Origin of the sequence: Nonomuraea phyllanthi, assembly GCF_006334985.2 — a bacterium.
Taxonomy (GTDB): domain Bacteria; phylum Actinomycetota; class Actinomycetes; order Streptosporangiales; family Streptosporangiaceae; genus Nonomuraea; species Nonomuraea phyllanthi.
On sequence record NZ_VDLX02000028.1, the window covers coordinates 36314 to 55029 of the forward strand.

Here is an 18716-nt window from a genome sequence, read left to right on the forward strand (position 1 = left end):
TCAGGTCGCGACAACACGCGGCACGTTGACGACCGCCGTCGGGGTGGCGATTGTGGCTGGGGCGGTGGTCGTCAGCGACGAGCCCGAGGTCTGGGCGATGATCTTTTCGCCCGTGAACCATCCTGCGGACGCGCCAGCGATGCCGAGGCTCGCGCCGACCAGGGACGGCAGGTCGGTCGCCTTGACCATGATTCCGGCGTAATGGACTCCGGTCTCTTCGATGGTCTGCGCGCTGGACAGCGCCAGCGTCTTCACGGTGTTCGCCGCCCAGGCCGTGGTGGTCTGGTCCGCGGTCTGGGCCAGGAGCGCGCCCTCGGTGTCGTACAGGGCGAACCACCAGTTGGTAGGCGTGTCCGCCGCAGTCGCACCTGACTTGAAGGTGAGGTTGGTGACGACATCACCGGCGCGCAGGTAGAGGGCCACCGACAGCATCACCTGCGTGGTCAGCGGGTCCAGATCGGTGTCGCAGGCGCGGCGCGACAGGTTCGCCCGGTACAGGTCGCCCGAGGTGAAGTCCACGCCGGGCTCGCCCTGGTAGAGGTCGTCGGCGTAGTAGCCGAAGTCGTCACGGAGGATGCCGGTATAGCGGCCGTGAACCGTCACTGCTCGCTCTCCTTCTCGTGCTTGTCGATGAGGTCGAGCAACTCGACCCGGGTCTTGGCGTCGGCGTCGTCCTTGGTCATGCCGAGTTCAGCGACCGCGTAGGCGACGAGGGTGTCCTTGTTGGCGTTCTTGCCGGGCCGCTGCGAGCCTTCCGACTGGTCGGCGACCTGCTCGGGCGCTTCGACCGGCGGCTCGGTGTGCGCTGGCGCCACGGCGTCCACTCGGTAGCCCTTACGGCGGAAGTAGGCGACTGCGCGCACGTTGGCCGCGTCGTCCACTTCGGCGGATCCGTTGGCGAACGCCACGCCCGCGACTTCGCCAGTGAAGCCGCGGACGGGAGTCGTGATCCGATAACGCATCGTTACTGCACCTTCACGTTGCGGAGCACACCGCACGCCTTGGTCGACCGCAGCACAGCCGCCAGGGGCCCCATCTCGACCTCACCCGACTTGACCGCGCCAGCGCGGTCGTAGTCCGGCATCCACGTCTGCAGCAGAGGGATACCGGCCGGGCTCGCGGCGTGGAAGGCGTCCAGGCCGAACGAAACGGCGTACAGGTCGGTCAGGCCGGCGATGCTGCCGCCACCACCGCTGCCGTCAGCGTCGCGGCTCTCGATCGGGATGATCGGGCTGGAGCCGTCCACCCGGTCGCCGATGTCGACCAGCGTCCACGGACCGTACATCTCGATGTGACGGCCCAGGTCGTCCTGGGTGGCGGTGTAGGCGCCCGCCCGCCGGGCCAGAGCCCGCACGCGGGTGATCGACTGAGTGTTGCCCAGAATCGCCTTCACACCGGGCGGCAGCGCGCCGGGCTGGTTGAGGTCGCCGCCGCCGACGCGGGACGGAACGATCCGGGACAGAAAGTCGTCCAGGTAGTCCAGCGCCGTCATCGCCTTGTCCTGGTCGTTGACGGTGGAGATCGTCCAGTCCAGGTAGCCAGCGGTGACGCTGTTGTCGTTCGGGTCCCACTCGGTGTCCGTACCAGTGAGGATCTTGTCCAGGCCGTCGAAGCCGCGGTCATCCACAGCGGTGTCGCCCCGGATCAGCTCCTGCTGGAACCGCATGCGCACCGAGGTGAGCAGCTCGTTCATCTGGAACGTGATCTCGTTCGTGGCCGCCGGGCCAAGGTTGGAGAACACGCGGTCCAGGGTGAACGCGCCACCGAGCGGCTTCAGGTCCACCGAATACCGCTGCCGGGTGGCCGCAGCAGCCGTGTACTCGGTGTTGTAGTCGCGGAAACCCGCCTGGCGCGGCGTGGTCAGCCGCGTGTAACCGTAGGTCAGGGTGCCGCCGCCGGTGCCAGGGGTGGCGACGTTGTCGAACACCATCTGGTCGGCGAGCCACGAGTACCGGCGCAGCGAGTCGATCACGCTGAAGTCGACGTCGGTCTGCGTGTTGACCTGCGCCTGAGCAAGGGTGACAGGCATTCAGTTCTCCTATTTCTTGTCGTAATGCCTGGTGATCGCTTCACCGAGGCTCTTGGGACGGGCGGGCTTGACCGGCTTTGCGCCGCCGTCGCCCGAGCCCTTGAACCGCTTGCGTTCGCCTTGCGCGGGCACAGCCAGATAGGGCTTCTTCTCCAGCAGGTCGGCGATCGCGTCGTCGATCTGCTCGGTGTCGACGTTGCCGTCGGCATCCACCTCGAACTTGGAAAGATCGAGAAACTTGAGGGCGTCCACCGGGTCGGACAGCTTGCCCGCGGCGGACGCTCGTACTTCGGCCTTGATGATCCGTTCGTTGGCCTTGGCCGTCGCCTTCGCGTCGGCCTCCCGCTGAATCTCCTCCGGATCGATGTCCGGCTCGTCGTCGGCGGGCTTCTCCTCCGGCTTCGCCACCTTGGCCTTGGCGCGCTCAGCAGCCCGGCGCAGCTTCGCCAACTCCGCTTCCGCGGCGTCGGCTCGCGCCTTCTCGGCGCGGGCACGCTCGGCGGCCTGCTTGCGCTTCTCCTTCTCGGCCAGGTACGCCTTCTCACCGGCCGGACCGAGGGGCTTGTCCTCGTCGTCGGGCTTGTCGGGCTTGTCGTCCTTGGCGTCGTCGCTCTCGCCCGAGTCGCCGTCTTCGGCGTCGTCGTCCTGGCCTTCGTCGGCCTTCGCGTCGTCCTCGGTGGCGACGTCGTCATCGTCGTCTTCCGCCCCGCCCAGAACGGGCCAGATGGGCTTCCCGTTGCGGAGCAGCCCAATGGCCTGAAGGCCGGTACGAGGGTGGAAAGGAAGCTCGGTTTCGAGCGTCATGCATGTCTCCCGGAAGGGACGGCCCTGGCGTTGCGCGAGGGCATGCGGAATCACCGGTGACGCGTTGCGCGTACCGGCAGGTGGGGGAAGGGGTCAGGAGGTACGAGTCAGATAGCCGAACCGTTCGAGCAGGCGGATCGCCTCATCGCGGTCGCCGCCCGCGTCCGCCAAGAGCTGCTCGGGCATGGGCCTCGGGATCGTGGAGCGGCGGTAGCGTTCGCCCGGGAGGCGGACGTACTTGCCGAGCCGCCGGCCGGCCACCCCTCGTACGGTGGTGCCCTCGGTGGTGATCAGCTTCCCGCCCGCGGTCTGCATGCCGCGGCGAGCGTTGACGATCTGCCCCATGTCGGCGCCGAGCCTGATCGCCTCAGCTCCGGCTTTCCCGAATCGGCGGTCCTGTTCCTCGGCGGACATCTGCTCGAACAGGTCCATCGGCGACGGAATGTCTACATCGTCGCCGGTCACAGGCATCATGCCGCAGTCACACGCGGGGTGCCGGGCGAACCCCGTGGAGTGAGAATAGGTGCGCCCGGCCAGGATGATGCACCTGGAACAGGCCGGCAGATCGACCACTCGCACGTACATCACCCACGCGCGGTTCGCGGTCATGCCCACCTCAACAGCGCCACGGCCTGCGTCCGCGGCCTGCGTCGCGGCAATCATCGCCACGTGCGCAGTCGCCTGCCTCATCGCCTCCTCGGGGCTCACCCCCGCCACCAAGAGGCGTTTGAACAGCACGATCGGCTGATACAGGAGGCTCTCCAGCGGGCGGCCATCCGAGGCGATCCCCGAGAACGCCGCAGCGACCGGTTCCAGACCCGACGGCGGCACCCCCTGAGCGGCGGCCAGCGCCTGCAGGTAGCCAGGCGCGAGCGCCGCAGCCTCCAACTGGGCTCTGGCCATCGTCTCAACGATGGACGGCCCCACGCCTGACTGCCACGACTCGGTGAGCCGCTCCTGGTCAAGCCGCCGCCACAGTCCGAGGATCGCCGCGATCGCGGCCAAGACGATGCTCTTCTGCCGCTGCTGGTACGCCCGGGCGATCTCCTCCGGCGCCGCCATCGGCTACGCGTCCGGTTCAGACTCGACCGCGAACGGGTCGTCTCCAGGGGCGGCCCGTAGCGCCCGAGGCGGCTGGGCGCCGCCGTTCAGCATCTGATTGACCGGGTCCATTTCCGCCTGTTCCTCGACCATTGCCATGACGCGGTCGACCTCGGGCGGCTCCAGCCCGTACTGTTCGGCAATCCAGCGCAGCGGGAAGCCCATGGACTTCATCTTCATGAGCGCGTCGACCTTCTGGCCGATCGCCCTGAACTGCGGGTCTGCCCACATGACGACGCTGCGACGGCAAGCCTTCGCCTTCTCTTCGTCGTTCATGGCGCTGGCCATCAGGGAGTGGATCTCCCGGATCGGCGAGTTGCAGTAGGTGATCCGTTCGCCTGTCTTGGCCACCAGGCCGGTTTCCGCGGCAGTCAGTGCTTCAGCGCTGAGGTTGGCGACCTTGCCGATCAGATAGTGAGGTGGGGTGCGGGTTTGTGCGCTGATGTGCTCGATCGCCCGCTCGATCACGTTGCTGTATGCGGACAGGTCCGCGGCTGGCCACGAGCCGATGCTGGCGTCGCCCGTCAGCCACAGGATCCGCTCGTTGATCAGCGTGTCCAGTTCCAGCGGGCGTTCGCCGACCTTCTGCCCGTTCTCGTCGAGGATCGGCATCTTGGGCACGTCCGCGCCCATGACGACCCGCTGCGGCAAGCTGGCGAAGTCGAGGGCGTTCATCAGGTACGCCCACGTCAGGTTGATGGCGTCCTGCATCGCCATCACGCCGGCGATATCCGAGAGCGGGTCATCGTCGAGCAGCGTCTGGTTCCGCAGCTCCACCATCGGGACGCGCTTCATCGGGTTCGGGATCGGCCATGTGTCGTCGTTCGGGCCTTGTCGCGGCTGCCACCCCTCCGGGCCCGCCGACCTGACGACGTCGCTCCCCGCGGGGACGATCAGCCCCGAAACGCTGTACCCGTTACGGGCGTAGCGCGGGCGGGCGAACTTCCACACGAACAACTTCTCGTACAAGGTGGCGTACTCGCGGGTGTCGTCAGACCACAGCTTCAGCGCCGCGATCCGCTCCCCGGTGTCGGAGTCGTACGCCACGATCGCCTGATCGGGACGCTCCCACGTCACCCGCGGCTCGTCGTCCTCGGTGCCCCACACCAGGCAGTAGGCGCGGGCCGCCGCCAGCATGACGACGAACGCCTCCGAGGAGCCGCGCTCGCAGTCGGCGAACCGCCACGCCTCCGCCAGGTCCGCATCCGTCTCCTGCTCACCCGGCAGCCGGATGCCGAGCACGTTCATCCGCTCGGCGGGCGCCGCCGCAACCGGGGCGGTCCAGTTGTCGGAGAACCCCTTGAACCGGTCAGCGAAGTAGTCCCGGAACTCCGGGGAGGCGTAGCACAGCTTGTGCTTGCCCTTGTAGTAGTCCAGCCGCCTGGTTGTCTCCGTCTCCCGCCGGCGGAGCTCGTCAGCGAGACGGTTCAGGACGTTCACCGCCCGGCGTGCCTCGTCCGTGTTCGGCCCGTCCACGACAGGCAGGGGCATGGCCACCGGGCGTCACCTCCGTCGTGTTGATGACGCCGTGTAGATCAGGTTCTCGGTGGGCTTCTCGACCGTGAACAGCCCGGCGGCGGTCGCGTCGCCGTACGCCTCGTGCGCGAGCACGGAGCAGACGGTCAGGTCGATCTTCTGGGTTTGGCTGGCCTTCGCCAGCACGTACCGCTGGCCCGGCCGCGGCGCCTTGCGGGTGTTCCGGACGTGGATGGCGGTGATCGGGCAGCCGTCGTGCCGGAAGCTCGAATCAGCTTTCCCGACGTCCACGTGCAGCCGCTCGCACGCGGCGTGCATCTGCACCGGCCGGTAGGTCGCCCACCGGATCACGATCTTGTCGCCGTACTTCTCCGCCCACGCGTCGATCTCGGACGTCCACCCGGGCGGGTCGATGTAGGCCCGCACCACGTTGAACCGGGTCATGAGCTCGTCGAACGCCGCCGCCACTTCAAGCCGCGGCACCTGCCCGCCGTACGCCGCCGGGTCCCACACGGTGGGCCGCCGGTCGGGGCCGAATGTGGGCGTGAACTGGAAGCCGTCGCTGGTCTCGGCTCGGATCCCGGTCCAGTCGTCGACGTCGCTGCCGTCCATCCCGAGCACGATCGCGGTACCGTCCGGCACCTCGCACGGTTCGGCCCGACCATCCCAGACGTCGCCGTCGATGAAGTGGCCGGCGCCGTAAACGATCCGGTTGCCGAAGAACCGCTCCGCCTGGGCGGGATCCCGCTCGATCAGGTCCGCGGCCTCAGCTTCGATCGAGTCGAGGTCGACGTGGCCGCCGTTCTCCTTCAACGCCTCGCCGTACACGATGCGGTGGATCCTGCGCCGCTCCGCCTTGTTCCGATACGACAGGTGCCCTGGCGGCTGCACAAACTGGCGGTAGATGTCCTGCGCCGACGACTCGAACTGCTGCTGAGCGACCGAATTCTCCGACGGGTCCCACGCGTTCGTCGTCAGCGACGCCCGCCCGCCCATACCCGCCAGGCCGCGGTACTGGGTGTCGGCAACCCTCGTCATCTTGTTGGTCGTCGTCCACAACCCAACCTCGTCCTGCGGGACGAACGTGACCCGCTGACCAAGCCGCGACTGCGCGGAGGACGTCACCGTGTCCACTCGGCCGCCGCCCGGCAGGCGGATGAACTCCTCGCCCGTCTTCGGGATCAAGTCCGCGAGCGGCCCCAGTTCGATCATCGGCCGGAGCGCACCATAGATGTTGTCCGTCTGCTCCTCGGACACGGCGGTGATCTGGATGAGCGGCGTCGGCCACGGCATGCCCATCGGCTCGCCGCGCTCGTACGGGTACTCCCACCCGCAGCCACACCCGAAGTCGGCGCACGCGTACCCATCATCACGGCCCGCCCAGCCAGCGAACAGCGCAGGCCCGACACCCTCCACACACACATGCGCGGCGGTATGCGGTCCCTTGCCAAGCTTCTGCGGACCAGCGAGCAAGCCACGCCGGTACACGAACGCCGGGCCGAGAACCGGATCCTCCGGCTGCCACACCGCATCCCCGCGCACCAGATAGAACGCGGCGAAGTAGCGGAGCTGGTAGTCGTACAGGTTGAACGGGTCGCCGCGACGGAAACCGTCCGGGATCACACAGTGCGCCTCGATCCACGCCGGCGCGACGAGCAGAGGCCGCGGGCTACGCTCCCCCGCCATCGATGGCCTTCAGCCGATCCCTCACGGAACGCCCCGGCGCCGCCTTCACAGTCTTCGTAGCGCGCTTCTCCGCGACCTCATTCGCCGAGAGACGCCACCGGTTGCGCAGCATCCCCTGCGTGGAGAGCCCCAGCGAGTCGAAGTACTGTCGGACCACCTTCTGCAATTCGATCGACGACTTCGGCTGCTCCGCGCGGGCGAGCATGCGCACGCACATCGCGACCTCGTACAGCTGGCCCATCTTCTCCCACATGAGCGCCTGCGGGCGGGACCAGAAGTCCGCCCACAACTCCCACTCGCGGCCGTCCGGCTCCAGTAGCGGCCATTCGGGAGGTTCGCCCTCGCGGCCTTCGGAAGGAAGGGTGGTCCACGTGGCTGCGTCCGCGGGCCTGCTTCGACGTAGCGCGTTCGGATCCGGTGCGGGCCCGGACGCTGCATGTCCGCCTCTTGGCATGGTTCATTCACTCCTCAGCCGCGTTGCGCGACATCGGGCGACGGTCACATTGCGTCACCATCTTGAGGTTGATCAAGGACTCTCTGACCTGGCAGACCTTCGACGGCTCTCCCCCGCGGTCCTCTAATATGTGTCCGATTTGGGGGTTATGCCCCATATGTCCGATTTGTGGTGATTCCCGAAATGTCCGATTTGAGGGTGCGCCCGGAACTCTGTGTAATCATGATCATGAGCGCTGTTTATGCCCTAATGTCCGATTTCGTGAATGTCGACATGACCCAGAGGAATAGGTATTGCATGATCACCAGTAGTGGCGTGTATGTGATCACTACTCGTGCAGCGGGGGCGGGCATGCAGGGATATCGATCACGCGTCGTCCTCATCAGCGTGGGCGTAGCCATGCCGCACGATGTCGGAGCCTGCCGTGATCAAGCCGATCGCTTCTATCCACGAGATGCCCTCGCTGTGGGCGTAGATCAGAGTGACCGAGCCGTCGTCCTTCACGACCTTGACAAGGGCTACCGCTGAGGTGGCCAGGTCTCCAGGGTCGAGGTCGAGGGTGAGGCCGAGGCTGTCGAGGATCTGGCCGGCGGGCTGCTCCACTCGCTCCTCCTGGTTCAGCATGCGCGTCAGGTAGGGCAGGTCTGCTTGTGCTGCCAGGTAGGTGCACCACAGATCAACGGTGGCGGCGAGGATCTGTGTGCGCTGTGGATCCCGTGCTCGGAGGGCTGCGGTGTACCAGTCCATGCGCTACCCCTCGTGCTGCGTGGACAGGTGGTCCACAGCTACAGCCCACAGGCCTGGAATGGTGGCGACGTTGGCCACCTCCGGATCCGAACAGATGCTGCCGGCCCGGTCGTAGTAGGCGAGCGGCCGTCCGCCGTCGTGGTGGTCGCGGCAGTGGAGTCCTACTCCGCCGTTCTCGTCACCGCTGAGGTAGAAGCAGGGATGCGTGAGGGCTTCGAGGAGAGCGTCGACGGGGAGCTTCACGGCTGGCGCTCCTCACCTCGGTAGGCGAGTAGCACGCATTGCGCGCCGGAAGGCCCATCCTCGGACGGGGCGTCTGGCACAACCCTGGTCGACAGGTCTGCATCGAACTCGACGACCGCGCCATCATCGAAGGTCCAGTGGACTCGGACGGCAGTCATCTCTTCCTCCCACGCGCGCGGGAGCGGCGGTGGTACTCCGTCTTCACCCTGCGGGAGTGAGGGTGCGGGAGGTCGAACAGCAGGCGGTACGAAGGCCACGGGACGCGCCCACGCAGGCTGACCCGGTTCGTTCCTGCCGAGCGCAGCATGCGAACGGGGATGGCCACGTACCGCTCGGACGTGGGTACCAGCAGAGACCTGGACTCGGGCAGAGGCTTGGTCGTGAACTCCAGATCGGCTACCTGTTCGCCGAGATCGGCAGGTGCAGGTAGGGCGGGAACCCAGGAGACCTGAACGGTGGTCATCGGTCACCTGCCGGAGAAGGCCAGCCGGGGCAGGAGAAGCGGCCAGACACGGGGACGTCGCCGTCCCACTCGTGGGCCGTGTGCTCCTTGCTCATCGACCAGTCTGGGCAGGCGGCCTCCGATACGGGCGGAGTCCAGCCGAGAGCGATCAGCGCAGCGCGTGTTTCGTCGGGCATGACCACCTCGAAGTGGGCGTCCTTCACGCCGAGCTCGGTCACCTCGATGGCGTGGATGGCGAGTTCCGCTTCCACGCGGGGCAGGCTGTCGCGCGGGTCCACGTCGATGGTCATGCGGCGGATGGCCTGGCTCAGGTCATGCCCGTCAAGGGTGACCGTGTAGACGAATGGGCCGCCGGACAGGGTGAGCTTGTGCTGAGGCGGCAGGTGCAGAGGCATGTGTTTCTCCCGGGGTGTGGCGAGGCCCCCGAGCCCGGAAGTTCTCGGGGGCCTCTACCTCCCGCCGCGAACCGGGAGGATCTTGATGGGTTCAGGTGGTGAGCAGTTCTCCGCCCGCCAACACGAGGAAGGCGACGCCGAGACAGAACAGCGCCGACACCCACGACTTGTGGATGAAGCCGACGACGGAGGCGGTGAGGAAGCAGACGAGGGCGAGCAGGGTGAAGAGATCGGAGGCGTTCATGTGCTTCTCCATTCCTGCGATTACTACAGACGGTCACCGATCATGGTTCTCCCGCCGGTGACGAGTTGTACCGAGCGTGACTATCGGGCGTTCCATCCGCCGGGTTGATCACGTGCCGTCCGCCTCGAATGGTGAGACTTTGTGAGCGCCCTCAGGTTGCTCGGGTCGTGACCGCGCGGACCGTTCGGTCCGAGCCCGTCGATGTGGTCCACGTCCGTCGCGGCGGGGCGCTGCTCGTACGGCAGAGCCTCGCAGTCCTCGCACTCACAGCGGGGATGGTTCTTCAGGTAGGCCGCTCTCGTACGCTGCCAGGCCGCGTCATAGCCGCGCTGTGAGGCGCTGCCTCGCTGCCGTTCCGCCTCTCGCCTGCAGACAGCGCAGCGACCGCCCGAAGTGAGTTCGGCGCACGAAGGCGTAGAACAAACTGTTAATGATCTACGAGGCACGGTCACCCCAGCAATAGGAGTTGGTCTCCACCGGGACCGGCATTGGCCCACTTGCGGGAGTTGCACCTCTTGTGCGCGAGGCGGACGTTGGCGGTTTCATGAGTCCCGCCTCTCGACAGCGGGATGATGTGATCCAGGCTCCACTCGCCCGCTCTGACGCGCTTCCTGCAGATCTGGCAGACGCCCTGGTCTCGCTGGAAGATGTACTGCGGATCAACCACTTCGACGAATGCTGCACGCAGGCGGCGACGGCGGTTGAACTTCACCTTCCGCATGATGGCTGCACGACGGGCGCGATACTCGGGATCCACCTTCGCCCGCTCCTTGTTGCGCTCATATTGACGCTTCCTAGCAACCTTCCCAGTGGGAGTAAGCCGCCATCGTCGACGAGTCTGCAAGTGCCGTATGCGGGCTTCGGGGTCCCGCTTGAAGAGCGGAACGTATTCGGGGTGGCGAGCCTTCCAGATGCCTATGGCCTTCCGCTGGCAGTCCTTGCAGTCCCACTGTCCCCCCTTGTGGAAGGACTTGATACTGAGGACTGCACGACACGTCCGGCATAGGCGGAGACCTAACTGGCGGAGTTTTACGTGGAAGATGCGCGCGAACGGGCGCTCTGCGCCATTCGCCTTGAAGTACTGGTAGCAGGCAGGGCACCGGCCGAGTTGAATCCTGGTGGACATCTCCAAGCAGCGCGAGCACTCGCGGGGCTTGATAGTGCTAGGTCGCGGAAGCCTCTTCCCATCGATGACTTCCTTGGGCCGCTCTACGCCACGGCGGCTGAAGTACTTCGCGCACCGTGGACAGCGGCCCTTGCGCGTCGGGAAGTGCTCCGCCTGGCAGGCAGGGTTAACGCACACGTGTGTACTCTGTGACACGTCGATCTCCTCAGTAGATCGGCCACGCCCCGGGAGTGTTGGTAGCACTCGCCGGGGTTCACTTTTCGGTTGTGTTGGTCAGGCTACACCGGTTGAAAGCGTAGAGTCCTAGCCTCGTGACGGATCGCGTTCGGTGCGGTACGACCGGAGCATGCGGTACGGGCAAAGGGGTGGGTACACGCCCGCGGAACAGGAGCGGCGGGAGCGTGTACGGCTGCAGGCGGCCGAGTGGTTCGAGGCCGGGGAGCCGACCAGGACGGTCGCGGCGCGGTTACGGGTGCACGAGCGGTCGGTGACCCGCTGGCGGAAGGCATGGCGAGAGGGCGGCAGGCCGGCGCTGCTGTCCAAGGGGCCGGTGTCGAGGGAGAAGCTGTCGGCCGCTCAGTGGGCGCGGCTGGATGCCGAGTTACGACGGGGCCCGCTGGCCTGGGGATATGCCGAGGATCAGTGCTGGACGCTGGGCCGGATCAAGACACTGATCGGGCGGCTGTTCCACATCGGCTACACCATCGAGGGCGTGGGCAAGCTGATGCACCGCCACGGCTGGTCGGTGCAGGTCCCGGCCCGGCGCGCGATCGAGCGGGACCAGGAGGCCATCGCGTTGTGGAAGGCCGAGGTGTGGCCCGCGGTAAAAGAACCGCGGCGGACCTGGGCGCCTACCTCTGCTTCGAAGACGAAGCCGGGCAGGGGCTGAGGCCGCCGAAAGGACGCACCTGGGCACCGGTCGGCGCCCGGCCGGTGGTGACGGTCCGCGGCAGAGGCTCGGGCCGGGTCAACATGGCCGGCGTCCTGGCCTTCCGGGACGGTGAACGGCCGCACCTGTTCTACCGCCTGCACGTCTACCACGGCCGCAAGGGCGAACCCAAGACCTTCTCCTGGATGGACTATCGGGACCTGATCGTGGCCACCCACCACCATCTGGGTGCGCCGCTGGTGTGGTGCTGGGACAACTTGAACGTGCACCTGGCCGGCCAGCTCGCCGACTTCGCCGCCGAGAACGCCGACTGGTTACGCATCGTCCAGCTTCCCGCCTACGCTCCCGAGCTCAACCCCGCCGAGGGTGTGTGGTCGCTGCTCCGCCGGGCCCTGGCCAACTTCGCCGTCACCGACCTGCCCGGGCTCGTCCGGATCATCAAACGCAAGCTGAAGAAGATCCAATACCGGCCTCACCTGCTCACCGGCTGTCTGACCCAGACCGGGCTCACCCTCGATACCCCGGCAAAGCCATGACCGACTCTACGAATTTAATGTGTGTATCGGACGACTCCGACATATTCGAGCACACGGTCAACGACTTGCGCGGGCTCATGAGTCCGCGACGCTGAGCCACCCTTCGATGGCCGTCTTGGTCGCCGATGGGGAACCGCGACTCACCCTGATCTTGTAGAACCAGACGCCCGGCGACTCGGTCACGCCCGAAGGGAAAGTGAGCGTGATCAGCCCGTTCGCTGCGTCGTCGATGGTGACGCCGTCGCCCTCGGTCAGGGTGAACACGCCCGTGCTCGCGTCGTCCTCCACTGCCTGGCTGGCCTTGATGACGGCGAACACGTCAGCGCCGGTGAGCCCGAGAGCGTCGCCCGCGTCGTCGGTGATACGGAAGGAGGCGGACTCGTCGTCGTCCTCGGTCAGGGTCAGGTTGACGAAGTCGGGCACAAGAACCACCCCCTTCTACGCGCGTGATCCGCCGAGCTGGTTGGTGGTGACCTTCGACCCGCCGAGCCCTTGCCCGTCCACCCTTGAGCCGCCAAGCTCGTGGCGGGCCACGAGCGCGCCGCCGAGTTCGGGAGGCAGGTCCGGGGCCACGCCTGTGGACACGGATGGTGTCGGGATGGACGCCACCGCAGCCACGACGGGAGGCCGTGCGGTGGTGGAGATGAGCGCGGCCGGGATGGACGCGTACGCCTCCACCACCTGTGGAGTAGCAGCAACGAGGGTCGTGGTGGTGGGTGTCGGGACCGCAGCAGTAGCGAGGATCAGAGTGGGTGTGGCCGTGGAGCTGGTGCTCACGGCCGGCCCGGGGATGCTCGCTACGGCGTTGATGGTCGCGGGTTGGGCGTTGGCGTTGCCGCCGGCTTGGACGGTGGGCGACGGGATCGACGCGCTCGCCTGGATGGTGCCTGGGGTTGCGGTGGCTCCCGTGGCAACGTCCGGGGTTGGGATGGCCGTAGAGGCGTCCACAGCGCTCGGGGAGGCGGTGGACGACGCGGAGGCCGTGGGAGCGGCTACGGACGCCGTAGCGGCGACTACAGGCGCGCTCGCGGTGCTTCCCGCCGAGACGCCCGGGGCAGGGATCGACGCCGCGGCGTGGACGGTGTCCGGTGCTGCGGTCGTGGAGCTGCCCGACTGGACGGCCGGAGACGGGATCGACGCAACCGCTGTGACCGTGTCGGGGGTGGCGGTCTGCCCGTACGCCACGGTGGGTGTCGGGATCGTGGCCGTCGCGGTGACGGTCGCGGGCGTGGCGACCTGGCCGGTGGCGACCTCGGGCGTCGGGATGGCCGTGCTGGCTGTGATCGTGCTGGGCGTTGCGGTTGAGCTCGCCGAGACGGTCGCAGCCGGCACGTCCGCCGACGCTTGGACCACGGTGGGGCTCGCCGTTGAGCCTGTCGTGGTTGTGGCCTCGGGGATGGTGGTGGTCGCCGAGACCACGGCCGGGCTCGCAGTCGCCCCAGAGGACGTGGTAGGCGCTGGGATCGATGCCGTGGCCTCGACGACGTTCGGGGCGGCTGTCGAGCTTGTGGAGATGCTCGCGGCCGGGATCGTGGCGGTGGCCGTGACCGTGCTGGGGGACGCCGCGGTGACCGCCGAAACCGCCGGAGATGGCACGGTGGCGGTCGCCTGGACCGTGGCTGGCGACACGCTCGAACCGGCGCTCACCGCAGGGTCCGGGATGGACGCCGACGCTGCCACGGCATCCGGGTGGGCGACCTTCTCAGCCAGCACCACCGGATCTGGGATCGACGCGGATGCGTCCACCGTCGCCGGAGATGCAGTAGCGGCAGCGCTGACGGCCGGGCTGGGGATGGACGCGGACGCGGCGACCACGCCAGGGCTCGCGGTCGACGACGCCGCCACACCAGGAGCAGAGATCGACGCAGCAGCAGCGACAGTGGACGGTTGCGCGGTCGCGCCCGCCGAAGGCGACACAGCCGGCAGGGACGCTGTGGCGGCCACCACGCTCGGCGAAGCGGTAGACCCGGTGCTGGGCGTAGGGGCGGGAACGGACGCCGTGCCGGCGACGACAGCCGGGGTGGCGGTCGCGTCGACTGCAGCAGCGCCCGGCGCGAGAACGACCGACCAGATGCCGATCGGCCCCGTAGCGCCACCGAACGCGCGGGTGCCGGTAGCGCCCGGCGTCTCAATCAGCTGGTCGGCTTCGGCGTTGTAGGCGAAGCTTGATGAGGGGGTGCGCAGCGTCATCCCGGCCGGCGCGGTCAACGTCTGCACCGACTCGTCCGCGTACAAGCAGACCAGCATCGAGTCCGGGACCGTCGTCGTCACCGACGGGGCGGTAGCGGAGCCGGCAGAGCTTTGGGAGAACACCTCGGGGGCGGTCGCGCCCCGATAGCAGAGGATGTCCACGATGGGGCCGTCAACGCCCACCCACGTCAGGTCCGGGGCGGAAGCTCCCACGGTCGTGGTCCAGGCGTTACCGGCGAAATCGGAAGCGGTGCGGTCGTCGCCGAGTTTGGTCCAGCCGTCCGGCCCCGTGGGCGGGGCCGTGGCTTGGATGATGGCGAGGAGGATGTCGCCCTGCTGGGCACCCTCGGGCAGGACGCCGGTGAACGACGTCGCATGCGAAGCCGAAACGAACGTGACCTCGCCCGCCGACGTGTCCGGGGTGGGGATGCTGGCCGTCGCAGCTACCACGGCAGGGGTGGCGGTCGCCGACAGGTCCGCCTGCACGGACGGGCCCGGGATCGACGCCGTAGCAGCCACCACGGCCGGGGTCGCGGTGGCGTCCGTCCCGCCAGGCTGCCCAAGCGTGATCGAGAAGCCGATCCGGTCCGCTGGCGCGGGCGACACGGTGAAGTTCGCCGTGCCCGTGGCCGCGCCTGAGGCGAGCGACCGGGTGGCCGTCGAGCAGGCGGCGTTGGTGAACACCACGTTGACGTTGGCGTCGCCGCGTTCGGTGTGCGACGCGGGCGCGGTGAACGACATCGCTGACGAGCCGCGTGCTGTGCCCACCCGGATCAGCAGGTCCGTTGTGCCGTTCGGGGTGACGGACGGGGTGGTGAGCGTGGTGCTGGTACCGGAGATCGCTGAGGCGTTGACGATGGTCGAGGCGTCCGCGCCCGACACCGACAGGACGATCACCGCGCTGCCGCCGCCTGAACCCTGCGAAAACGTGTAGTTGGTGCCCTCGGAGCCGCCAGCGGTCTTGTACCAGATCTTCACCCCGGCGAGGTTGCTGGCGTCGCCCCACTGGCGGGAGGTCAGCAAACTCCAGGCCGTGCCACCGCTGGGCGTGCCCATGTTCGCGAACGTGACCAGGTCTGCCGACTGGACCGCGAACACCACATCCCCGGACGCTGTCCCGGCCGGGACAGCGCACGTGAACGTGGACGACTGCGACGTGGTCTGAGTGTGGGAGCGGTAAGCGGCGACCACCACGACCCCCAGACACGCGAAAGCCGCCCGTAGGCGGCGAGGTCAGGCGGCGGGCGCGCAGGTCACGGCTAACTGTTGAGCGTCACCGTGAAGATCCCGCTCGCGTTCCAGGTGATCGCAAGCGTTCCGTTCGAGGTGGAATACCCGCTTCCCAGGTTGACGAGCACGACCGCGTTCTTACCGGTCAGACCGTCCGCGTAGATCAGCGCACCCTTAGCGCCCGTGATCGTCGAGGACGTCCACGACGAGTCGGCGGCGTCGAACTTCAGCACCCCGGACGCGCCCGTGAGCGCGGCGGTTCCGAGGACCGCGCCGCCGGCCGTGTAGCCGGTGCCGGAGACTTCGTTCGACGCCCACACGCCGGCGCCGTACGCGGCAGATGCGGCCACCGCATCGAAGTCGGGGACGACGCTGTCCGTGAAGAGGGCCACCTTGAACATGTCGTCGTCGTCCAGGTCCAGCCCGATCTGGGACGCGCCCAGCGTGGCGACGAACGTCGAAGTGAAGAAGCCGCTCGAAGTAATCGACATGATGATCAGCCCCTCGACTGCTCGTTAGCGCCGCTGCTCGTGGTCGTGGCGACGGTGGCGCGGATGGTTTCCGTGGACTTGATGTGCACGGACTGTTGGTCGTTGCCGTGCTGGATGACGTCGTTGCCGAGCTGGTCGGTGACGACTTTGAAGCGGCGGCCGTCTTCGCCGACGCCCTCGCGCACCTGGTCGTGGGTGGCGTTCGTCCATCCGCCGGCACGGGTCTGGACGCCCTTCTCGCGGAGCCACCTGCCGTAGGAGCCGTGGAGGGAGGGGTCGTACTCGTCGGCCACGCGACCACCTCCTCAGGCGTGCGAAAGCCCGCCGTGGTGGGCGGGTCTCGGGGTGGTACAGGGCTAGAACCCCAAAGACCACAGACGCGCCGTGCGTATCCGGCTACCGTCCGGGCATGGGCAAAAAGGACGACGACGAAGCCCCACCGATCTGCGGCGTGTGTCTCGGCGCGCAGGGGGAGTGGATGGAGATGAACGGCGAGGAGAACAAGCAGCGGAAATGGGTTCCGTGCTCGGCGTGCGGCGGGACAGGGCGCGGATGACCGACCCGATCACCTGCCCCGAGTGCCAGGGCAGCAAGGGCGAGCTGGTCGGCCCGCTGTTCCTCGCGTGCCGCTTCTGCGGCGGGCTCGGCTGGGTCGGCGGCGACAATGAGCCGGCGGAAGCGTGCTCCAAGCCGCCGCCACCGGAGCCGACCGCGACGAACCACCGGGTGTGGTCCGATCCTGTGGTCTCGGCTGCGTTCCCGTGCCGTCTGTGTTTCGGGTCGCGGAAGGTCGCCCACTTCGATCGGGAGGCGGGGACGCTCGTTCAGGTGCCGTGCCGGTGCGCGGGCGGAGAGGCGTAGCTACGGCAGCGCGCTCAGGTCTCCGAGGTCAGCGAGGAACTGCGGATGCCGGAAGAGGACGTGGCAGTCGCACAAGAGGCGGCCGTCCGACTGGACGTAGGATCAGCGCGAGGCGTGGTTCTCTGCCGGGACGGAGCGGGAGATCTTCCAGCCTGTGGCGAAGTCCATCAGTCCACGCCCCACGGCTGGAGAGTCCCGTCGTGGGCGATGTGGAGCACCCGGTCCCGCCGGGCTGTGAGGCAGTCGTCGCACACGTTCACGTCCAGGCGGGAGCCGTCCATCGGGTCGAACACGGTGGACCCGTAGTGGCCAGTCGTCGTGAACGTGGTCGCCCCGGACGGCTGGTTGATGCACGCTCCGGGCAGGGCCGACGTGAGGGGCTTGCCGCAGGCCAGGCACGGGAGGGTGAGGTCCGAGCGGTCGGGCATGAGGGGCTCCCGAGGATGAGGGGTTGATGTCCGGGCGGGCAGCCAAGCATGCGGCTTGACATCCTCCCCCGCCTGGCGGCGGGGAATTCCAACGGCAACTACCTCACGGGGAGGATGTCGTGTTGAGGTTCGCGGTTCACCGGCCCGCCCAACGGCGGGCCTCCCCGCGCAGACACGGCATGCCCTGCCGCGTGTTTGATGTTCCTGGCCGCGTTCACGTCGGCGTTGCAGGCGTATCCGCAGGATCGGCAACGGAAGTCGGCTTGGCTCTCGCGCGACTTCGCGTCCACGATCCCGCACGCCGAGCAACGCTGACTCGTGTACGCGGGGTTGATCTTCACGATTCGGCCCGGGGCCTTGTGTTCCAGCCGTTCGACCAGTTGTCCCCAGCCCGCCGCGAGGATGCCTCGGTTCAGCCCGGCCTTCTGCCGGACGTTCCGGCCCGGCGCGTCGATGGTGCCTTTGGCCGATCGGGTCATGTTGCGGATCTTCAGGTCTTCGACCGCGATCACGTCGAAGCGGCGTGCGAGGTCGGTGCTGGTCTTCTCAATCCAGTCCTTGCGGCGATCCGTGTCCCGCGCCTTCAGTTTCGCGATGGCGGCCTTCACCTTGCTCCGCCGGTTCGACCCGCGCTGGGCACGGGCCAGTTTGCGGAGCAGTCGCAGGAGGCGGGCCTTCTCGGTGTCACGATACGTTGGCGCATGCAGCAACTCGCCCGTAGACAACGCGGCAGACACAACAACGCCACGATCAACGCCAACAACGTCACCCGTGCCGGGTGCTGAGATCGGTTCCGGTATAGCCGCGAAGGCGACATGCCAGCGACCTGAAGCGTCTCGGGTGATCCTGAACGACTTGACGTCTTCGGGGACGGCACGCGACCAGCGGAAGCGGACCCAGCCCACTTTGGGGACCTTGACCTCGCCGACATTGCGGGAAACGCGGCGGACATCCCACTTACCGTGGCGTCCGGCTCCACGCTGCCCAACTATGCGAAATCCTTCCATCCGCCCGCGCTTGCGCCATGTCGGCTTGCGGTGACTGCCACCGAAGAAGTTGGCCATAGCCTGCGCGAAATCCTTCAGCGCCTGCTGCTGCACCATCTGGCTGCCTGCGCGCAGCCACTCAAACTCTGCGCGGGCCTCGGTTAATTGGCGACACTGCTCGGCGAACCCGGGCGCGCTCTTACGTCCTGGCCTCCAGTGGGAGCACTGCTCAAGCGCCAGATTCCAGACGAACCGGGCATGCCCGCAATGCTCCAGCAACGCCACCTCTTGGGCAGGCGTCGGCGTGAGGCGGTAGCGGGACACGGCAGGCTAACCC

At 67.6% G+C, this 18716-nt stretch carries 26 protein-coding genes; 7 read left to right on the forward strand and 19 right to left on the reverse strand.

Features of this window, described 5'->3' with window-relative positions; translation table 11 throughout:
- From FH608_RS46100 to FH608_RS52180, 13 genes are all read right to left on the reverse strand, one after another.
- The gene (locus FH608_RS46100; RefSeq protein WP_139637533.1) at nucleotides 1–603 is read right to left on the reverse strand and encodes a hypothetical protein; all 603 of its coding nucleotides are present in this window, start codon (nucleotides 601–603) and stop codon (nucleotides 1–3) included.
- Nucleotides 600–962, reverse strand: coding sequence for a hypothetical protein (locus FH608_RS46105; protein WP_139637534.1), 363 nt, complete (start codon nucleotides 960–962; stop codon nucleotides 600–602). The genes FH608_RS46100 and FH608_RS46105 overlap by 4 nt, the downstream gene beginning before the upstream one ends.
- A 2-nt stretch (nucleotides 963–964) precedes the next feature.
- Nucleotides 965–2029, reverse strand: a complete 1065-nt coding sequence (locus FH608_RS46110; RefSeq protein WP_139637535.1) for a major capsid protein — start codon at nucleotides 2027–2029, stop codon at nucleotides 965–967.
- Nucleotides 2030–2038: 9 nt separating this feature from the next.
- Nucleotides 2039–2833 (reverse strand): hypothetical protein, encoded by a 795-nt coding sequence (locus FH608_RS46115; RefSeq protein ID WP_139637536.1) that lies wholly within the window; start codon nucleotides 2831–2833, stop codon nucleotides 2039–2041.
- Between the two features lie 93 nt (nucleotides 2834–2926).
- Entirely contained in the window at nucleotides 2927–3895 is a 969-nt protein-coding gene (locus FH608_RS46120; protein WP_226900497.1) for a VG15 protein, read from the reverse strand.
- Nucleotides 3896–3898: 3 nt separating this feature from the next.
- Nucleotides 3899–5425: a phage portal protein gene (locus FH608_RS46125; RefSeq protein WP_226900506.1), complete on the reverse strand. Its 1527-nt coding sequence runs from the start codon at nucleotides 5423–5425 to the stop codon at nucleotides 3899–3901.
- Nucleotides 5426–5437: 12 nt separating this feature from the next.
- Nucleotides 5438–7033, reverse strand: coding sequence for a hypothetical protein (locus FH608_RS46130; protein WP_226900498.1), 1596 nt, complete (start codon nucleotides 7031–7033; stop codon nucleotides 5438–5440).
- 46 nt (nucleotides 7034–7079) lie between these two features.
- A complete protein-coding gene (locus FH608_RS54785) occupies nucleotides 7080–7550 on the reverse strand; it encodes a phage terminase small subunit (protein ID WP_139637539.1) in 471 nt (156 codons plus the stop codon).
- A 366-nt stretch (nucleotides 7551–7916) separates the two neighbouring features.
- Complete coding sequence (locus FH608_RS46140) at nucleotides 7917–8297, reverse strand: hypothetical protein (protein ID WP_139637540.1); 381 nt, start codon at nucleotides 8295–8297, stop codon at nucleotides 7917–7919.
- A gap of 3 nt (nucleotides 8298–8300) precedes the next feature.
- Entirely contained in the window at nucleotides 8301–8540 is a 240-nt protein-coding gene (locus FH608_RS46145) for a hypothetical protein (RefSeq protein WP_139637541.1), read from the reverse strand.
- Between the two features lie 459 nt (nucleotides 8541–8999).
- On the reverse strand, nucleotides 9000–9398 hold the full coding sequence (locus FH608_RS46150) for a hypothetical protein (RefSeq protein ID WP_139637542.1): 399 nt from the start codon (nucleotides 9396–9398) through the stop codon (nucleotides 9000–9002).
- 91 nt (nucleotides 9399–9489) lie between these two features.
- Entirely contained in the window at nucleotides 9490–9642 is a 153-nt protein-coding gene (locus FH608_RS52175; protein WP_193319016.1) for a hypothetical protein, read from the reverse strand.
- Between the two features lie 448 nt (nucleotides 9643–10090).
- Nucleotides 10091–10399: an HNH endonuclease gene (locus tag FH608_RS52180; RefSeq protein ID WP_193319017.1), complete on the reverse strand. Its 309-nt coding sequence runs from the start codon at nucleotides 10397–10399 to the stop codon at nucleotides 10091–10093.
- 715 nt (nucleotides 10400–11114) lie between these two features.
- Between FH608_RS52180 and FH608_RS46165 the strand changes: the two genes are divergently transcribed.
- Together FH608_RS46165 and FH608_RS46170 are read left to right on the forward strand one after the other, a co-directional pair.
- Nucleotides 11115–11657, forward strand: coding sequence for a winged helix-turn-helix domain-containing protein (locus FH608_RS46165; RefSeq protein ID WP_139637544.1), 543 nt, complete (start codon nucleotides 11115–11117; stop codon nucleotides 11655–11657).
- Nucleotides 11582–12193 carry a transposase gene (locus FH608_RS46170; RefSeq protein ID WP_139637545.1) on the forward strand — a complete coding sequence of 204 codons (612 nt, stop codon included), beginning with the start codon at nucleotides 11582–11584 and terminating at the stop codon, nucleotides 12191–12193. The genes FH608_RS46165 and FH608_RS46170 overlap by 76 nt, the downstream gene beginning before the upstream one ends.
- Nucleotides 12194–12268: 75 nt before the next feature.
- Here the strand turns inward: FH608_RS46170 and FH608_RS46175 are convergent, their stop codons facing one another.
- Together FH608_RS46175 and FH608_RS52185 are read right to left on the reverse strand one after the other, a co-directional pair.
- Nucleotides 12269–12616, reverse strand: coding sequence for a hypothetical protein (locus tag FH608_RS46175; protein WP_139637546.1), 348 nt, complete (start codon nucleotides 12614–12616; stop codon nucleotides 12269–12271).
- Nucleotides 12617–12631: 15 nt separating this feature from the next.
- A complete protein-coding gene (locus FH608_RS52185) occupies nucleotides 12632–12778 on the reverse strand; it encodes a hypothetical protein (protein WP_193319018.1) in 147 nt (48 codons plus the stop codon).
- Nucleotides 12779–12791: 13 nt separating this feature from the next.
- Between FH608_RS52185 and FH608_RS46180 the strand changes: the two genes are divergently transcribed.
- The 4 genes from FH608_RS46180 to FH608_RS46190 all read left to right on the forward strand — a co-directional run bounded on the left by FH608_RS46180 (nucleotide 12792) and on the right by FH608_RS46190 (nucleotide 15548).
- On the forward strand, nucleotides 12792–14351 hold the full coding sequence (locus FH608_RS46180; RefSeq protein WP_139637547.1) for a hypothetical protein: 1560 nt from the start codon (nucleotides 12792–12794) through the stop codon (nucleotides 14349–14351).
- Nucleotides 14352–14369: 18 nt separating this feature from the next.
- Entirely contained in the window at nucleotides 14370–14531 is a 162-nt protein-coding gene (locus FH608_RS52190; RefSeq protein ID WP_193319019.1) for a hypothetical protein, read from the forward strand.
- Between the two features lie 417 nt (nucleotides 14532–14948).
- Nucleotides 14949–15317: a hypothetical protein gene (locus tag FH608_RS46185; protein ID WP_139637548.1), complete on the forward strand. Its 369-nt coding sequence runs from the start codon at nucleotides 14949–14951 to the stop codon at nucleotides 15315–15317.
- 27 nt (nucleotides 15318–15344) lie between these two features.
- On the forward strand, nucleotides 15345–15548 hold the full coding sequence (locus tag FH608_RS46190) for a hypothetical protein (RefSeq protein ID WP_139637549.1): 204 nt from the start codon (nucleotides 15345–15347) through the stop codon (nucleotides 15546–15548).
- A 94-nt stretch (nucleotides 15549–15642) separates the two neighbouring features.
- Here the strand turns inward: FH608_RS46190 and FH608_RS46195 are convergent, their stop codons facing one another.
- Nucleotides 15643–16104 carry a hypothetical protein gene (locus FH608_RS46195; RefSeq protein WP_139637550.1) on the reverse strand — a complete coding sequence of 154 codons (462 nt, stop codon included), beginning with the start codon at nucleotides 16102–16104 and terminating at the stop codon, nucleotides 15643–15645.
- A 5-nt stretch (nucleotides 16105–16109) separates the two neighbouring features.
- A complete protein-coding gene (locus FH608_RS46200; RefSeq protein WP_139637551.1) occupies nucleotides 16110–16397 on the reverse strand; it encodes a hypothetical protein in 288 nt (95 codons plus the stop codon).
- A 220-nt stretch (nucleotides 16398–16617) separates the two neighbouring features.
- Between FH608_RS46200 and FH608_RS46205 the strand changes: the two genes are divergently transcribed.
- Nucleotides 16618–16965, forward strand: a complete 348-nt coding sequence (locus tag FH608_RS46205) for a hypothetical protein (protein ID WP_139637552.1) — start codon at nucleotides 16618–16620, stop codon at nucleotides 16963–16965.
- Nucleotides 16966–17132: 167 nt separating this feature from the next.
- On the opposite strand, the gene FH608_RS46210 is transcribed toward FH608_RS46205, so the two are convergent.
- Together FH608_RS46210 and FH608_RS46215 are read right to left on the reverse strand one after the other, a co-directional pair.
- Nucleotides 17133–17393, reverse strand: coding sequence for a hypothetical protein (locus FH608_RS46210; protein ID WP_139637553.1), 261 nt, complete (start codon nucleotides 17391–17393; stop codon nucleotides 17133–17135).
- A gap of 98 nt (nucleotides 17394–17491) precedes the next feature.
- Nucleotides 17492–18703, reverse strand: a complete 1212-nt coding sequence (locus tag FH608_RS46215; RefSeq protein WP_139637554.1) for an RNA-guided endonuclease InsQ/TnpB family protein — start codon at nucleotides 18701–18703, stop codon at nucleotides 17492–17494.
- Nucleotides 18704–18716: the final 13 nt, after the last annotated feature.

Excerpts from the sequence above, each read along its gene's own strand:
- FH608_RS46205 (WP_139637552.1), top strand. The coding sequence starts at position 16,618 with ATGGGTTCCGTGCTCGGCGTGCGGCGGGACAGGGCGCGGATGACCGAC.
- FH608_RS46125 (WP_226900506.1), bottom strand. The coding sequence starts at position 5,425 with ATGCCCCTGCCTGTCGTGGACGGGCCGAACACGGACGAGGCACGCCGG.
- FH608_RS46120 (WP_226900497.1), bottom strand. The coding sequence starts at position 3,895 with ATGGCGGCGCCGGAGGAGATCGCCCGGGCGTACCAGCAGCGGCAGAAG.
- FH608_RS52175 (WP_193319016.1), bottom strand. The coding sequence starts at position 9,642 with ATGAACGCCTCCGATCTCTTCACCCTGCTCGCCCTCGTCTGCTTCCTC.
- FH608_RS54785 (WP_139637539.1), bottom strand. The coding sequence starts at position 7,550 with ATGCCAAGAGGCGGACATGCAGCGTCCGGGCCCGCACCGGATCCGAAC.
- FH608_RS46140 (WP_139637540.1), bottom strand. The coding sequence starts at position 8,297 with ATGGACTGGTACACCGCAGCCCTCCGAGCACGGGATCCACAGCGCACA.
- FH608_RS46150 (WP_139637542.1), bottom strand. The coding sequence starts at position 9,398 with ATGCCTCTGCACCTGCCGCCTCAGCACAAGCTCACCCTGTCCGGCGGC.
- FH608_RS46210 (WP_139637553.1), bottom strand. The coding sequence starts at position 17,393 with ATGCCCGACCGCTCGGACCTCACCCTCCCGTGCCTGGCCTGCGGCAAG.
- FH608_RS46195 (WP_139637550.1), bottom strand. The coding sequence starts at position 16,104 with ATGTCGATTACTTCGAGCGGCTTCTTCACTTCGACGTTCGTCGCCACG.
- FH608_RS46180 (WP_139637547.1), top strand. The coding sequence starts at position 12,792 with ATGGACGCCACCGCAGCCACGACGGGAGGCCGTGCGGTGGTGGAGATG.
- FH608_RS46105 (WP_139637534.1), bottom strand. The coding sequence starts at position 962 with ATGCGTTATCGGATCACGACTCCCGTCCGCGGCTTCACTGGCGAAGTC.
- FH608_RS46165 (WP_139637544.1), top strand. The coding sequence starts at position 11,115 with ATGCGGTACGGGCAAAGGGGTGGGTACACGCCCGCGGAACAGGAGCGG.
- FH608_RS46115 (WP_139637536.1), bottom strand. The coding sequence starts at position 2,833 with ATGACGCTCGAAACCGAGCTTCCTTTCCACCCTCGTACCGGCCTTCAG.
- FH608_RS46110 (WP_139637535.1), bottom strand. The coding sequence starts at position 2,029 with ATGCCTGTCACCCTTGCTCAGGCGCAGGTCAACACGCAGACCGACGTC.